This is a genomic window from Clostridium sp. UBA5712, from assembly GCF_002419845.1.
In the GTDB taxonomy this organism is placed as follows: Bacteria; Bacillota; Clostridia; order Clostridiales; family Clostridiaceae; genus Clostridium_J; species Clostridium_J sulfidigenes.
On the sequence record NZ_DIGW01000001.1, the window covers coordinates 100,931 to 116,531 of the forward strand.

Sequence of the window (15,601 nt, forward strand, 5' to 3'; positions counted from 1 at the left end):
AAATAAAAACTGGAGATGAAAAAATGGAAAATTTTTTAGAATTAAATATAAATGCGGAAATAATAAAGGTATTGGAGGAATTAAAAATAACAAAGCCAACTCTAATACAAGAATTATCAATTCCTAAAATATCAGAAAATATGGATGTGATAATGCAAAGTGAAACAGGCAGTGGTAAAACCTTGGCTTATTTGCTACCACTAATTGAGAGAATTGATTATGAAAAAAGAGAAAATCAATTTATAGTCTTAGTTCCTACCCATGAATTAGCTCTTCAAGTAAATGAAGTTTTAAGTACTTTGGGAGATAAATCTTCTTTGAATATAAAGTCTACGGTTATCATGGGGGATGTAAATATAAAAAGACAGGTTGAAAAACTAAAGGAAAAACCTCAATTTGTAATAGGTTCTCCAGGAAGGATACTAGAGCTAATAAAAATGAAAAAAATAAGTGCTCATACAGTTAAAACTATAGTAATTGATGAGTGTGATAAACTTTTAGACAAAAATAATTTAAATATAGTTAAGGATGTTATAAAAACTACACTTAGAGATAGACAATTAGTAATGACTTCTGCTACTTTAACAGAGGAAGCTTTAAGTATAGGGGAAAGCTTAATGAAATACCCTAAAATCATAAAGTGTAATGATGATTCAACTATAAATCCTAACATAAACAATTTATATATAGTTTGTGATAGGCGGGATAAGATACTTATTCTTAGAAAATTAATGGCAAGTATAAATCCTAGAAAGGCTATTGCCTTTATTAATAAAAGTGATGAAATAGAAATATTAACTACTAAGCTAAAATACCATGGACTAAAGGTGGATGGAATACATGGCAGTTTTGTTAAAAATCAAAGACAAAAAACCATGTTAGACTTTAAATCAGAGCGTATAAACCTTTTGGTATCTTCAGACTTATCTGCAAGGGGATTGGATATAGAGGACGTTACTCATATATTCAATGTAGACTTACCAGAAGATATAAATACTTATGTTCATAGAAGTGGTAGAACAGCTCGTGGAGATAAAAGCGGTACTGTTATATCTATTATTTCACCTAAGGAGATAGCGCAATTGAAAGCTTATAGTAAAAAACTGAATTTTAATCTTACTGAGAAGACTATATCTCACGGAAATATTGAAGATGTAGCTGTTGTGGTTAAAAACTATAAGAAGAGTAATGCACCTTCAGATAAAAGGTCAAAACCATCTGAGAAATCATCAAAACTTAGGAAGAATACTGCTAAAAAAGACAAAAGAGATAAAAGATAGGTATAAGGATAATATAAAGTATATCTTATGCATATAATCTAATAGAGTTCTATCTAGGGAGGAATTATGTCTAGACATTTTACAAATGCAATTTACTTAAGTGATGAAGTGGAGAACATTATAAGGAGTTCTAAATTCCTAGGAAAGGGCAATAATGGAGTGGTATATAGAATTGATAATGAGAGAATTATAAAAATATTTAATGATAAAAAAGTTTGCGAAACAGAGTATATAATTCTTAAATCATCTATGCATCATCCATCCTTTCCTAAGGTTTTTGACTATGGAGATTTTTTTATTGTAAGAGAGTTTGTAGATGGGATAAGACTTGATAAGTATCTAAATCATAACCCTCTAAATCAGAAACTAGTAAGAAGCCTAGTAGATTTAATAAATGATTTTAAAGAACTTGGTTATAAAAAGTTAGATATACGTTGCAAGGATCTCTATGTACAAGAGGACTTTTCTATCAAAGTTATAGATCCAAAGGATAACTTTGATAGGGAGATGCCTTTTCCACGGCATCTGATGAGAGGTATACTAAAGAGAGATAGTATAGGTGAATTTTTCTATTATCTACAAAGAATAGATAGGAATCTATACGAATCTTGGAGAAGTCAATTTAAAGAATATCTAAAAAAATTAGCTGAGAAAGATAAAAAGCTCTAAGAATGACAGTCTTAGAGCTTTTGTGTTTAATTGGATAATTTTAATCAAAAATTAACTAATTATAGGTTTTATTTTAAAAGATACAATGGTAAACTTATCTAGTAAAAACATATAAACATATGAAAGGAGACGTTTCAAATGAAAAAAAGTACATTAGGAACTTTGATTATTACAGCAATACTCTCCCTTGCATTAATAGGATGCAGTACCTCTAATAAGACTAGTAAAGATGAAGCTAATACTGGAAGTAATGATAATAAAGAAATATATCTTTCAAAGGAAACGGAGAAGAAGGAAGGGGATAAAAATCCAGTGGCTACCATAGAAATGGAAGATGGAAAAATTATAAAGATGGAGCTTTATCCCGAAATAGCACCAAATACCGTTAGAAACTTTATAAGTCTTGCTAATAGTAAATTTTATGATGGTCTAATATTTCATAGAGTAATTTCAGGCTTTATGATTCAAGGTGGAGATCCTGAAGGAACTGGAATGGGTGGACCTGACTACTCCATATATGGTGAATTTACAAATAACCAGTTTGAAAATACTCTTTTACATACTAAGGGTGTTATATCTATGGCTAGATCAAATGATAAGAATTCTGCTGGATCTCAATTTTTTATAATGCATGGTGATACACCTAGTTTAGATGGAGACTATGCAGCCTTTGGTAAGGTTATAGAAGGTATGGATGTTGTAGACTCTATAGCTAAAGTAGAAACTGGCAGTGATGATAGACCTAAGAAGGATATAAAAATTAAATCCATTTCAGTAGATACCTTTGGAGTTACTTATAATGAACCTGTAAAATATACAAAATAATTTTAAATAAACCTAGCTGTGTTATGGCTAGGTTTATTTTTTTATAAACTGAGTTCTTTGCTTCAGAGAGCTTTTCGAACTGAAGCTTACTAATAGACTTCTTAGTATCAGTATTTTTAATACTAAGAAGTGGTTGTCTTTTAGGAGAAAACGTAGCTGCTCGTTGTTCTCATTGGATAAATACACTGCTACCTCTTTTTGAAGTGTTTAATTTTCCTACGTATACACATTTTTTATCTACTTCCTCTTTTATTACTACTTAATTATTTCAATATAGTAACCATTCAATANNTATTGAATGGTTACTATATTGATTTGCGATAAAAACATATTTACATAATGTATACGTATTGTAAACATGGATAAAATGCTTGTTTACAAGGGTAAAATTATGTATACTTAAATCAAGGTGTAATTTTATAAATTTTAAGGATGTGTAATTAATGGATTCAATTTTAAGTGTAAGGATAAGCGAGGAACTAAAAGAAAAATTTCAAAGTTTAGCTGAGGTAGAGGGGATAAATAATAAAGAATTCATGGATCTTATAATAAGGAACTACGAATTAAACAAAGCTTCAACGAGTACAGACTTTATTAAAAGCGATGTAGAAGAGTTACAGAGCATAACAAAAAGAATTTTAGATATATATATAAATATGATAGAAAAGAGCAAGGTTAAGAACTCCGAAGTTATTAATAGTTTTAAAGGAACTTTAGAGGAAGAGACTAATAGAAGTGAAAAATTAAAGGGGAATATAGAAAGTTTAAAAAAAGAACTAGAAGATTTAAAGTCTCATAATAAAGAACTGAAGGATTCGTTAAAGGAATATAAAGAACTTTTAGAAAAAGAGAGAGAAGATATCAAGGGATATAAAGAGTTAAACCTCATGTTAAAGGATAAGGTAAATGAGTTAAATGCCTATAAAAATGAAGCAGAAAGTTTAAGAGCAATAAACCGAAATATGGAAGAGAATTTAAAAAACCTAGAGAGAGAAAAGGAAAGCCTTACTAATAAATTAAATGAGGAATTAAATCATAGTATTGCATTAGAAGATGAAATTCAGGATATGAAGAGTTCTTATGAAAATAAGATTAACCAGATTTCAGAGGAGTTTAGCAGAGAATTAAGATTAAAAGATGATGAAATAAGGATTTCTATGCAAAAAGAAGTGTTGCAAAAAGAGGAAGAGTACAGAAAAGAAATTTGGTCTATGAAATCTCATTATGATGATAAAATTTCTAAATTGATGGATGATAAAGAACAATTACTACTAAAAATAAGAGACGATATAAACAACAATAAATAATATAAAAAATAGTATAAAAAATGCTGAAGTATTTCTAATTTTAAAATTAGGCTCCAGCATTTTTGTTATTTACCTTCTGTATAAGCATGTTCTAGTATATCTAAATATTCAGTAAAACTATCCTTGTCTTCATTAGAAACGTTTTCTAAGGAATAATCGAGAAATTTACATCTTTCCATAATTACTGCTTCTAATATGTTATGTCCCTTTTCTAAACCTTCTATTCTAACTATTCGTCTATCTTTTGAATCTCTAACTCTCTTAACAAGATCCTTACTTTCCATTCTATCAACTAAATCAGTGATGGTGCTAGGGGCTTGATATAGTTTATTGCTAAGTTCACTAATGGTTACTTCTTTATGATTTACTATAATTTGTAAAGCTTCAAATTGTGCAGGAGTAATATCATAATCTTCTAATATAGTTCTTCCTTTTTTCTTTATATAAAAGCATACTCTTCTTAATAGTTTCTCTATCTTTTCTATTTGTGGATCTTCATAAATTTTCAAAAAATCACTCCTAAATTATATTATAAAAAACATTAAAGTTTATTATACTTCTGTATTATTATACACTTTTTTTCGAATATAGTCAATTAATTACAGTTCAATGATAAAATTCAATAAAAAACAGCATCTTGAATTGAAATCAAAATGCTGTTTTTGTATTTTAAATTAATTATGTAAGAATTTATTATTCTTGCATTTTAGCAATACTATCAAGACATTCTTCACAAATATTTTTACCTTTGTAGTTTTTAACGTCTCTAGCATTACCACAGAATAAACATGCTGGCTCATATTTTTTTAATATGATTTGATCTCTATCTACATAAATTTCTAAAGCATCTTTTATCTCGATGTCTAAAGTTCTTCTTAACTCTATCGGAATTACTATTCTTCCTAATTCGTCTACTTTTCTTACTATACCTGTTGATTTCATAATATTTTCCTCCTAAATGTTTGTTATTTATTTTTTCATAAGTATAAGTGGGATTATATATAACTATTATATATAATTATTGTAATTTGTATACATTATTAAATTATCCAATTCCCATTAAATTATACATTAATAGTTAATATATATCTATTATAACTTATTCTTTTAAATTTTAACAGAGATTTTTTGCATTTGTCATATTTTACAAATATAAACCTTACCTATAGTTAGTGAATTGTACATCTATACCATAGTCTTTAGATTTTAATAGCTGCATTGTTTCTTGTAAATCATCCTTATTCTTTCCAGATATCCTTAACTGATCATCCATTATTTGAGGCTGAACTTTTATTTTACTAGCTTTAATATCTGCCACCATAGCTTTAGCTTTCTCAGTAGAGATACCTTTTATTAATTTACAAGTAACTTTAGCTGTACCTAGAGAACCTGAATCAATTTTACCAACTTCAAGAGCTTTGGAAGAGACACCTCTTTTAATAAATTTCCCCTTGAGTATGTCGATTACAGTATCTAACTTAAACTCATCATCAGATATGAGCTTAACTTCATCTTTTAGTAAAGTTATTTCTGTCTTAGTAGCTTTAAAGTCATATCTTTGTTTAATTTCCTTTAGGGCTTGATTAATAGCATTATCAACTTCTTGCATATTAATTTCAGAAACCACATCAAAGGAATATGAACTTGCCATACTTAGAACCTCCTTAAAATAATCTATATGTAAAAAACATATAAATATATAATAATTTATATATTTAAAAATGTCTATATAAATTTTAAAAAATTTAGATTTATTTTTAGTTGATGTTTTTCAATAGTTTTGTTAAAATAGTCTAATGATTTAATAAAGATAAAACAGGAAGTGATGATAATGAAATACTGTATTTTTGATGAAAAGAAAGTATGTAATGATTGTGGAGAGTGCAATGTATGTGAATACAATAGAGATAAGATCTGTGATAACTGTGGTAAATGTCTAGAGATTGAAGGATATGATGTTAAGGCTGTAAAAATAGATGAGGTATTTGAAAAGAATAAAGAAGAAGAAATCAAAATCGATTTGGAAGACTTTAGTGATTTTGATACAATTGAAGAAGAGGATAGCTTTCAAGAAGATGTAGTACCATTAGAAGAAGATGAAATACCATATATAGATGCTCTCGATGATGAATCTAATTGGGATTATATATCTGATGTAGAAGGCATGGATGAACTTATGGAAGAAACGGGTACAGATGGGCTGCTACATGAAGAATATCCAGGTTTATATGTATTAAATAATAAAAGATAGCTACACAAAACTATTATATATGATATAATATTTTACTATGGAGGTACAAAAGAATGAGCATTACTATTCTTAATTAATTTTATAAGCATAACAAAATAAATACTTATTACAATTTAAATGTAGTTTTATGTTTTTTGTTGTGCAATTAATTAGGCAGTGGTAATCTATTCTTTTAATTCTAATCATATAATAATGTTTTGATAGGTGAAGGTATGTAACTATAGTTTACTATAATTAATTTATTTTAATAGTTTCTATTTACCCTTAACCAGTTTATATTATATGAATTAATAATAGAGTTGTAAGTTTGGTTTTAATTGCTTATTGTGATTAAAACCTTTTTTGTTTCTTAAAATTGAAGTACCACCATTGCCTTTTGATAGACTTTATTAAAAGGAGTGTTATAAATGGGTAAGATAATTATAAAAAATATTTCTAAATCCTTTCAAAATCGCACAATTTTAAATAATATAAGTTTTGAAATAGGAGATAATTTAAAGATAGGTCTGGTAGGAGAAAATGGCGTAGGTAAAAGCACCTTAAAACAAATAATAACTAAGGAGATTTCCTACGATGAAGGAAGTATCAATTATATTCCTTCAAATATTCTTATCGGAATTATAGATGAAAACTTATATAATAATAATACTTTTTTAAGTGGTGGTGAAGCTACTAAAAAAGAAATTCTTAATATATTTCATAGTAACTATGATTTGTTTATACTAGATGAGCCTACAAATCATTTAGATTTAAGTGGTGTTCAATGGTTAGAAAGGCTTATAAATTCTATAAACAAACCTATGATTATAATAAGTCATGATAGGTTTTTCTTGGATGAAGTTACAAATAAGACCTTCGTTTTAAGTAATAACGGAATAAAAACCTATGAAGGTAATTATTCTTCCTATGAAAAACAGCTATTAATGGAAAAGATAACCAATGAAAATTTATATAACAAACAACAACAGGAAATAAGGGATTTGAAAGAAAATATCAGTCAAAGAAAACAATGGTTTAACAAAGCACACAAAATGGCGGGTACTAATGACCACTTAAGAGCATTAAGTAAAAAGCATGTTTCTATAATGAGATCAAAAGAAAAAAAGTTAGAAAAATTAAAAGAAAATGGAGTTGAAAGAATAAAGGATAATTCTTCAATTAAACTTACACTTAATAATAATAATAGTTTTAAAACAGCCATAAGAGTTGAAAATCTTAGTAAATCCTTCGATAAGAAATTATTATTTAAAGATGGAAACTTTACTATAAATGGTGGAGATAAAGTCGGAATCATTGGTAATAATGGTAGTGGGAAGACTACATTACTAAATATTCTTCTAGGTGAAGATAAGAATTACATTGGTGATGTTTATTTAAATCCAAATATGAAGATTAGCAGTTTATCTCAATATCTAGAAGTAGTAAATGAAGAAATAACTATATTAGACTATTTATTAACCACCAATGAAACTGAAAATATAATTCGGTTATATTTAGGAAGTGTATTTATAAAAGGGGATAGAGTAAATACATTAATTAAAAACTTAAGTATGGGCGAAAAATGCAGAGTAATATTTACTAAAATAATCATTGAAAATCCTGATTTAATAATTCTTGATGAGCCAACTAATTATATGGATATCTTATCTAAAGAAAGTGTAAGTTTGCTTTTAAAAAGTTATTCTGGAACAGCTTTGGTAGTTTCCCATGATAGACATTTAATTTCTACAGTATGTAATAGAATTCTAAAAATAGAAAATAACAAAATTATTAATTTTACTGGAAATCATACTGAGATAATTGAGTTTTTCACTTGTAATAAGACTAGTAATAGTAAATTAAAGGTTAATAAAGATGAAATATTAATGCTTCAGTGTCGACTTTCTCAACTAAGTGGTTTACTAGATGATCCTTCATTAGAAAAGGATGCTAAGTTAAATTATGAAAAAGAATTTTTGAATACGAGCAGACGTATATCTGAATTGAGAGATATAAAATATAAAAAATAATAAAAAGAAGGATAGCAGCCATAGATTTGATAGCTGCTATCCTTCTTTATTATTCATCCCCTAAGGGGTGAGTGTTAATAGCCTCTCTTAGGGTTTCATCATCAACATGAACATATATTTGAGTAGTACTTACATTTTCATGACCTAATATCTCTTGGAGAGTTTTAACATCTACACCACCATGTTTATGAAGTAATGTTGCAGAGGTATGCCTTAATTTATGAGGTGTGTATTTATCAGTATCAAGACCTGCTGCACCTACATATTTTTTTATTATTCTTTCTACAGTGCGCTTATTAATTCTTCTATACTTTCCACTTATGAATAGAGCCTCTCTATCCTCACTATGAACTTTATCTGCAATATCATTTCTTACAACAAGATACTTATTTATAGCTTTAATTGATGCTTTATTAAGATAAATAGTCCTTTCTTTATTTCCTTTACCAATGACAGTAAGGGTATCACCTTTAATATTGGCAATATTGATGCTGCAAAGCTCTGATAGTCTCACACCACAGTTTAAAAATAGGGTAATTATACATAAATCCCTAGGTGAATTTTTATCTCTATTATTAGCTACAGCTAATAAGTCTCTACTTTCATCTAAAGTTAAGTAAATGGGGGAGCGCTTTCCTATTTTAGGACTTTCTAAGTCTAAAGTAGGATCTGTAGGTATAATTTTAGCTTTAGAACATAAATAGTGAAAAAAGGACTTTAGAGAGGCAACTTTTCTTGCCTTTGCATAGGTTCCATTTTCTCTCATATTCTCTAAAAAGGATAGATAGGTGTAAAAATCAACCAATTCTAAATTTTTAAGATAATTAGAAGAGATGTTATCAATAGGAATATTTTCAAAAATTACATCCTGTGATAAAGTTACTTCATTATTGTGTACTTTAAGAAATTTAAAGAATAAAGTTAGATCATAAGCGTAGGCAACTAAAGTATTGCTAGAAACACCTTTAACAGAAGAAAGGTAACTTAAATAATCCTTAAGTATTTTTGGTAGAGAATTATCTTGCATATAATTTAATTTAGAATCCATATAATCCATTCCCCTTTAATTTTTATAGTATAATGTCGCGAAACTTACATTTCACGACATTAATTATTCTATGAAGAGAGGTAAAAATCCTTTAATTTTTAAAAAACTTTTCTATTTTAATTTTTTCTTCTAAAATTTTATAATCTACATTACTCACAGAATCAATCAAATGTATTTTTAAAGATCCACTTCCCTGAAACTTTTCTACTATTTTATTATAAGCAAGTTCACCACATACCCCCATAATACAAAAAGCAGTTACCGTTGAATCAAAGATTTTATGAGGATTAGCACCGACTAAAACTCCTATGATTGATGAAAGCATACATCCTGTTCCAGTAACATTTCTCATAGATGGATGTCCATTTCTAATAATATATACTAAATCTTTATCTACAACTATATCTATAGCCCCTGTAATGGCTATAATTGCCCCTAGATCCTTAGAAATCTCCATAGCTAGAGTAATCGCACCTTCTATATTATCTTCGGTTATAGACTCAATTTCACTGGCATCTACACCCTTACATATAGTTTTTTTCTTTCCTATAGTTTTTATTTCAGATATATTACCTTTTATAACTTGAAAATCTACAGTGTTTAAAAGTTCCCTTACAGCCTGTTGTCTAAAGGATGATGCACCAATACCTACAGGATCCAATATTACAGGATGCTTTAATTTATTAGCTCTCCTCCCTGCCTTAATCATGGCTTCTAACTTTCTTGGATTTAAAGTACCTAAATTCATTACTAAAGCATTACATAAGGTGGTTATCTCCTCTACTTCCTCTGGATCATCTGACATAATAGGAGAACCACCACAAGCTAAGGTTATATTAGCACAATCATTAGCTGCCACATAATTAGTTATATTGTGCACAAGAGGGTTGGTTTTTCTTACTGAATCTAAAATATCTTTAATCATTTTATATCCTCTCCCTAAGATCTATTTTAAAATACTAAGATGTTAAGCTCTAATTACCTTTATTAGAAACTTTATATAATACTCCTGTTTTTTTAAGAGCTATTAAAAATAGTATAGCAATTAGTGTGCCACCAATAGAGCTTATGCTAAATGGCACCACAAAGCCCCATAGAGCCGCTTCCTTTGATAGGATGAACTTTGCTACCGGATAGGCTATTAAAGCTCCTATTACACCTGTACCGAAGATTTCTCCTATGGATGCCATAGTTATTTTTTTATTATATTTATATAGGATTCCAGCTAAAAGAGCTCCACACATACTTCCAGGAAAAGCTAGGAAGGTACCTGTACCAATAAGCACTCTAATTGTGGAAGTAAGGAAAGCTATAGCTACTCCATAAAAAGGACCTAAAATAACAGCTGATAAAACATTTATCAAATGCTGAACTGGAGCACATTTTGCAATTCCTACTGGTATAACTATAACTGTAGATAAAATAACTCCCATGGCAATGAAAATTCCAGCTAAAGTTAGTTTTTTTGTTTTTAACATTACATATCATCCCCTCAAAATCAATATTTTTAAATTACTTACCCTCCCCTATATGAACAAAAATAAAAGGCATACCAACTAAGTGGTATACCTATAATTATATAAATCTACTTCCTACGTTGGCATTATCCAAATCAGGTACGGTCGAAGTTTACACTCCCTCTCAGCCTGTACACAAGCTCCCGAATATTAAGTTAACTAAATATTATCATAATGAATTACTATAGTCAATTAAGGATATGCTTGCTATTTTAGAAAAATAATATGTTATAATTATTTTAAAGCCTTGAGTCATTATTTAAAGCTATATACGTAAAATTTTCAAGGAGGATGATCTATGGAAAATAAACAAGTCACTCTATCTATTATTTTAGTAGTAATATTAGGTTGTATTATTATGGCCTTAGTGGAAATTTTAATTGTACCTAATTATTTTACAAAGTCTTTAATAAAAATATGTATCTTTTTACTATTGCCCTTAATTGTATGTATAAAACAGAGAGCTATTTCCTTTAAAGCACTTTTTAAAGGAAGTAAAAAAAGCATATTTTTTGCACTTATATTTGGTATAGTTGTATATGGATTTATACTAGGAGCTTATTTTATTCTAGGTCCATTTTTTGATTTTTCTATGGTCACTACTAATTTAGAGAATAATTTAGGAGTAACTAAAGAAAATTTTTTATTTGTAGCACTATATATTACATCAGTTAATTCCCTTTTGGAAGAGTTTTTCTTCCGTGGTTTTTCCTTCTTATCTTTAAAACAGGTAAGTTCAAGAAAAGCTGCTTATATTTTTAGTGCTTTAGCCTTTGCAATTTATCATGTGGCTATTATGAATAATTGGTTTACTCCCCCACTGTTCATTTTGCTTATAGTTTCACTATTTATAGCTGGACTTCTTTTTAATTACCTTAATGAAAGGTTTAATAATATTTATGTCTCTTGGATAGTTCATATGTCTGCCAATTTAGCTATAAACACTGTGGGATTTATCCTCTTTGGCATCATAAAAATAAGCTGAAATGCATTAGCATTCCAGCTTATTTTATTATACGTTTATTTCTACTTCTTCACCTAATTCATTTTTATGAGCTTCTAATATAGGGTTTATATATTCCTCTATAAAATCAACTACCTGCCCACTAGATCTTCCAGTAAACTTACTTGGATCTATTATAGATAGAATCTCTTCTTTTGATAATCCAAAGGATTCATCAGCTAATATTCTTTCTATTAAATCATTCTTTTCTCCAAACTCTTTTACTTGTCTTGCAGCAGCTAAAGAATGTACTCTTATTTTTTCATGAAGTTCTTGTCTATCCCCTCCACGCTTAACAGCTTCCATCATAATATTTTCTGTAGCCATAAATGGTAACTCACTATTAACATGGGCAGCTATTACCTTTTCATATACAACCATATTAGAAGTTATGTTTATATACAGGTTAAGTACTCCATCAAGAGCTAAGAAAGCTTCTGCAACGGATATACGTTTATTAGCAGAATCATCTAGTGTTCTTTCAAACCATTGAGTTGCAGCAGTAATCGCCGGGTTAAGAGAGTTTACAATTATATATCTTGAAAGTGCACTAATTCTTTCACTTCTCATAGGATTTCTCTTATATGCCATAGCTGAAGATCCTATCTGATGCTTTTCAAAAGGTTCTTCCATTTCCTTCATGTTTTGAAGAAGTCTCATATCATTACTAAATTTGTATGCACTTTGTGCTACTTCAGATAATGTATTTAATATTATAGAATCTAATTTTCTAGAGTAAGTTTGGCCAGTAACAGGATATGCTTTTTCAAAGCCCATTTTTTTACATATAATTTTATCAAGTTCTTTAACTTTTTCTTCATCATTGTTAAATAAAGACATAAAGCTAGCTTGAGTTCCTGTTGTTCCCTTAACTCCTCTAAATTTCATTTTATCAATTGCAAAATCAAGGTTTTCTAAATCCATTAATAACTCTTGCATCCAAAGAGTAGCTCTCTTTCCTACAGTTGTAAGCTGAGCCGGTTGAAGATGTGTAAATCCAAGAGTTGGAACGTCTTTATATTTTAAAGCAAACTTGCTTAGTTGATCTAACACATTTATTACTTTTTTTCTAATTAATATAAGAGCATCTCTCATAATAAGTAGGTCCGTATTGTCACCTACATAACAGCTAGTAGCTCCTAGATGTATTATTCCTTTAGCAGATGGAGCTACAACCCCATAAGCATACACATGACTCATTACATCATGTCTAACCTCTTTTTCTCTAGCAGTAGCTAATTCATAGTCAATGTTTTCAATATTGTCTCTAAGCTCTTTTATTTGTTCATCAGTAATATTTAATCCTAATTCTTGTTCTCCCTCAGCTAATGCAACCCAAAGTTTTCTCCAAGTTTTAAATTTCATTTCCTCAGAAAAAATATAGCTCATTTCCTTAGATGCATATCTAGAATTTAATGGTGAATTATATGTATCTCTCATAGTAACCTCCGTACAAAAATGATTTTTTGTCTAATATCATTCACTATTATAGCATATTATATAAGCATAAGTCTATTTAAAATTCGTGTTATTTATAACAATAGGTTATTCTCATTGTTCTATTTTACCCAAATATATCATATATATTAAACATAAAAATATATTAATAGATTTAAACATATCATAATATAATAAAAATGGGGGGAAGTTTTTATGTGCAAAATTAGTTTATTAGACAAAATATCATTTGTACTTGTTATTATAGGCGCAATTAATTGGGGAATATTTGGACTCTTCAATTTTGATCTTGTTCATTTCATCTTTAGCTTTTCAGATATGCTAGTTAGAGCAATATATATATTAGTAGGACTAGCAGGCATAAATATGATTAGATTTTTATATTGTCTCAATAAAAAATAGTATCTTTAATATTAAGAAATAGTTCTATATGTAAATATTTATATATGGAACTATTTCTATTTTTATGTAGGAAACTATGAAACTATGAAAAAATAGAAATAGTTAAATAGTTGTACTGTTCATGGGGATTTCAGAGGATATGTCATTGGAATATTAGAATTAAATAGACTCATTTATCCTCCATACCTAAGAATAATGGTATAATATTTTCAGAAATATATACTTATTGGAGGGATAACATGAAAATTGCTTTTATTGGTGATACTCATCATAATGAAAGAGCTTTAAAAGTAGCTTCAAAATATATAAATGATTTAAAATCTGATATAGTTATTCATTTGGGAGATTGCATAGAAGACGTAAAACTCTTAGAAAAAACTTTCAAAGGTGAAATATATGCAGTGGCTGGAAACTGTGATTTTTCTAATACATATCCTAAAGAAAATACTATTACTATTAATGGAGTAAAAATTTTTTTTACCCATGGTGATTTGTATAATGTTAAAAGTACCATGAATAGTATAGCTATAAAAGCAGAGAGTATTGGTGCTGATGTGGTACTCTTTGGTCATACCCATATACCCCTTAAAGAAGAATATAGAAATACTATATTTATGAATCCTGGCAGTATCCCTAAGCCTTCTCCATGGGCTAAGGGGAAATATATAGGCGTTATAGAAATTGATGATGAGGGAGTTATAGTTACTGCTGAATTAAAGGCTGTAGAATTATAATATAATAAGTAAGAGATTATTTTAAAATACCATAAACAGAAAAACAGATAGAAAATATAGTGTTTTTACAATATATTTTCTATCTGTTTTTCTTTAATGGATTATTCACTTATTAAATAAAGAAAATCTCACTAATTATCAAGAGTTAAATTAATATAATAATTCAAACTCGTACCCTTGATTTTTGACGTCTTTTATAACTGAATCCAGTATTTCAGTATTAGTTTTAGATACTGCATGAATAAGTAATATTGCTCCATTATGGAGTCCATTTAGAATTATTTTCTTTGCTTCTATTGGGTTAGGTTGATTATTAGGGTCCCAATCAGCGTAAGCAAAACTCCAAAATATAGACTTATATCCTAAATTTTTAGTCATAGCTAAAGACTTTTGGGAATATTCCCCCATAGGTGGTCTAAAATATGGTGGAATATCCTTACCAGTAATGTCTTTAAATTTATTTTCAACATCCTTAATTTCTTCGATAAATTTTTTTTCATCATCAGCTAAGGATGGCATGGATAAATGACTACTTGTATGATTTCCTACCCTATGGCCTTCATCTACCATCCTTTTAATGATTTTAGGATTCTCATTTAAATAAGGAAGTGTAGCAAAAAACGTTGCCTTTACATCATTAACTTTAAGAATATCTAATATTTGAGAAGTATATCCATTTTCGTAACCTACATCAAAAGTTAAATGCAATACTTTTCTATCTGTATCCATAACATAATGAGCATCATATTCATGTAAGTCATAATTTAAATTGTCATTTATTCCAGGTGTTGTATGATCTTTATTTGGATTAAACCACCAAGCTGTTTTTTCATTATCTAAAGATGAGGTATTAATTATTTTATTTAAAGAATCCTTTTTCTCATTAGCAGTAGTAGTTTCTTGATTAATTTCTTCCTCAGTTGTATAATCACTTTTTATTGATGCATTTTCACTTATTTCATACTCAAGTATTCCAATAAATACTATAATTAATAGAGCTATTAAAATTATTATGTTTACCTTCTTATTCATTTCATCACCTACCATTTCTTTATAAATTTATAAACACATAACAAAACAGAGACTTATATAATATAA

At 28.4% G+C, this 15,601-nt stretch carries 17 protein-coding genes and 1 riboswitch; of the genes, 9 read left to right on the forward strand and 8 right to left on the reverse strand.

The annotated features are described in order from the left end of the window. Positions 1 to 23 precede the first annotated feature (23 nt). From B3B03_RS00460 to B3B03_RS00475, 4 genes are all read left to right on the forward strand, one after another. Positions 24 to 1,280, forward strand: a complete 1,257-nt coding sequence (locus tag B3B03_RS00460; protein WP_346876201.1) for a DEAD/DEAH box helicase — start codon at positions 24 to 26, stop codon at positions 1,278 to 1,280. Positions 1,281 to 1,346: 66 nt separating this feature from the next. After that, positions 1,347 to 1,949 (forward strand): protein kinase, encoded by a 603-nt coding sequence (locus B3B03_RS00465; protein ID WP_346876202.1) that lies wholly within the window; start codon positions 1,347 to 1,349, stop codon positions 1,947 to 1,949. Positions 1,950 to 2,276: 327 nt separating this feature from the next. After that, complete coding sequence (locus B3B03_RS00470; protein ID WP_414632827.1) at positions 2,277 to 2,774, forward strand: peptidylprolyl isomerase; 498 nt, start codon at positions 2,277 to 2,279, stop codon at positions 2,772 to 2,774. Positions 2,775 to 3,217: 443 nt separating this feature from the next. Beyond that, a complete protein-coding gene (locus tag B3B03_RS00475; RefSeq protein ID WP_346876204.1) occupies positions 3,218 to 4,081 on the forward strand; it encodes a hypothetical protein in 864 nt (287 codons plus the stop codon). A gap of 65 nt (positions 4,082 to 4,146) precedes the next feature. Here the strand turns inward: B3B03_RS00475 and B3B03_RS00480 are convergent, their stop codons facing one another. The 3 genes from B3B03_RS00480 to B3B03_RS00490 form a co-directional block, all read right to left on the reverse strand. Further along, a complete protein-coding gene (locus B3B03_RS00480) occupies positions 4,147 to 4,590 on the reverse strand; it encodes a MarR family transcriptional regulator (RefSeq protein WP_346876205.1) in 444 nt (147 codons plus the stop codon). A 184-nt stretch (positions 4,591 to 4,774) separates the two neighbouring features. Next, positions 4,775 to 5,023 (reverse strand): AbrB/MazE/SpoVT family DNA-binding domain-containing protein, encoded by a 249-nt coding sequence (locus tag B3B03_RS00485; protein ID WP_035135880.1) that lies wholly within the window; start codon positions 5,021 to 5,023, stop codon positions 4,775 to 4,777. A 217-nt stretch (positions 5,024 to 5,240) separates the two neighbouring features. Continuing rightward, on the reverse strand, positions 5,241 to 5,732 hold the full coding sequence (locus B3B03_RS00490; protein WP_346876206.1) for a YajQ family cyclic di-GMP-binding protein: 492 nt from the start codon (positions 5,730 to 5,732) through the stop codon (positions 5,241 to 5,243). Between the two features lie 180 nt (positions 5,733 to 5,912). On the opposite strand from B3B03_RS00490, the gene B3B03_RS00495 reads away from it, so the two are divergent. Both B3B03_RS00495 and B3B03_RS00500 read left to right on the forward strand, forming a co-directional pair. After that, on the forward strand, positions 5,913 to 6,332 hold the full coding sequence (locus tag B3B03_RS00495) for a hypothetical protein (protein WP_346848152.1): 420 nt from the start codon (positions 5,913 to 5,915) through the stop codon (positions 6,330 to 6,332). Between the two features lie 407 nt (positions 6,333 to 6,739). Further along, positions 6,740 to 8,341, forward strand: coding sequence for an ABC-F family ATP-binding cassette domain-containing protein (locus tag B3B03_RS00500; RefSeq protein WP_346876207.1), 1,602 nt, complete (start codon positions 6,740 to 6,742; stop codon positions 8,339 to 8,341). Between the two features lie 49 nt (positions 8,342 to 8,390). On the opposite strand, the gene B3B03_RS00505 is transcribed toward B3B03_RS00500, so the two are convergent. From B3B03_RS00505 to thiW, 3 genes are all read right to left on the reverse strand, one after another. Beyond that, entirely contained in the window at positions 8,391 to 9,389 is a 999-nt protein-coding gene (locus B3B03_RS00505) for a tyrosine recombinase XerC (RefSeq protein ID WP_346848154.1), read from the reverse strand. A 91-nt stretch (positions 9,390 to 9,480) separates the two neighbouring features. Then, positions 9,481 to 10,314: a hydroxyethylthiazole kinase gene (gene thiM, locus B3B03_RS00510; protein WP_346876208.1), complete on the reverse strand. Its 834-nt coding sequence runs from the start codon at positions 10,312 to 10,314 to the stop codon at positions 9,481 to 9,483. A 49-nt stretch (positions 10,315 to 10,363) separates the two neighbouring features. Then, the gene (gene thiW, locus B3B03_RS00515; RefSeq protein WP_346848156.1) at positions 10,364 to 10,867 is read right to left on the reverse strand and encodes an energy coupling factor transporter S component ThiW; all 504 of its coding nucleotides are present in this window, start codon (positions 10,865 to 10,867) and stop codon (positions 10,364 to 10,366) included. Positions 10,868 to 10,961: 94 nt separating this feature from the next. Continuing rightward, positions 10,962 to 11,063: riboswitch (TPP riboswitch) on the reverse strand. Between the two features lie 141 nt (positions 11,064 to 11,204). Here thiW and B3B03_RS00520 point away from each other — a divergent pair. Continuing rightward, a complete protein-coding gene (locus B3B03_RS00520; protein WP_346876209.1) occupies positions 11,205 to 11,891 on the forward strand; it encodes a type II CAAX endopeptidase family protein in 687 nt (228 codons plus the stop codon). Between the two features lie 27 nt (positions 11,892 to 11,918). Here the strand turns inward: B3B03_RS00520 and purB are convergent, their stop codons facing one another. After that, positions 11,919 to 13,349, reverse strand: a complete 1,431-nt coding sequence (purB, locus tag B3B03_RS00525) for an adenylosuccinate lyase (protein ID WP_346876210.1) — start codon at positions 13,347 to 13,349, stop codon at positions 11,919 to 11,921. A 213-nt stretch (positions 13,350 to 13,562) separates the two neighbouring features. Here purB and B3B03_RS00530 point away from each other — a divergent pair, with 213 nt between their 5' ends. Both B3B03_RS00530 and B3B03_RS00535 read left to right on the forward strand, forming a co-directional pair. Next, a complete protein-coding gene (locus B3B03_RS00530; protein WP_150845516.1) occupies positions 13,563 to 13,769 on the forward strand; it encodes a DUF378 domain-containing protein in 207 nt (68 codons plus the stop codon). A 239-nt stretch (positions 13,770 to 14,008) separates the two neighbouring features. Then, on the forward strand, positions 14,009 to 14,503 hold the full coding sequence (locus tag B3B03_RS00535) for a metallophosphoesterase (protein ID WP_346876211.1): 495 nt from the start codon (positions 14,009 to 14,011) through the stop codon (positions 14,501 to 14,503). A gap of 150 nt (positions 14,504 to 14,653) precedes the next feature. Here the strand turns inward: B3B03_RS00535 and pdaA are convergent, their stop codons facing one another. Continuing rightward, the gene (gene pdaA, locus B3B03_RS00540) at positions 14,654 to 15,535 is read right to left on the reverse strand and encodes a delta-lactam-biosynthetic de-N-acetylase (RefSeq protein ID WP_346876212.1); all 882 of its coding nucleotides are present in this window, start codon (positions 15,533 to 15,535) and stop codon (positions 14,654 to 14,656) included. Positions 15,536 to 15,601: the final 66 nt, after the last annotated feature.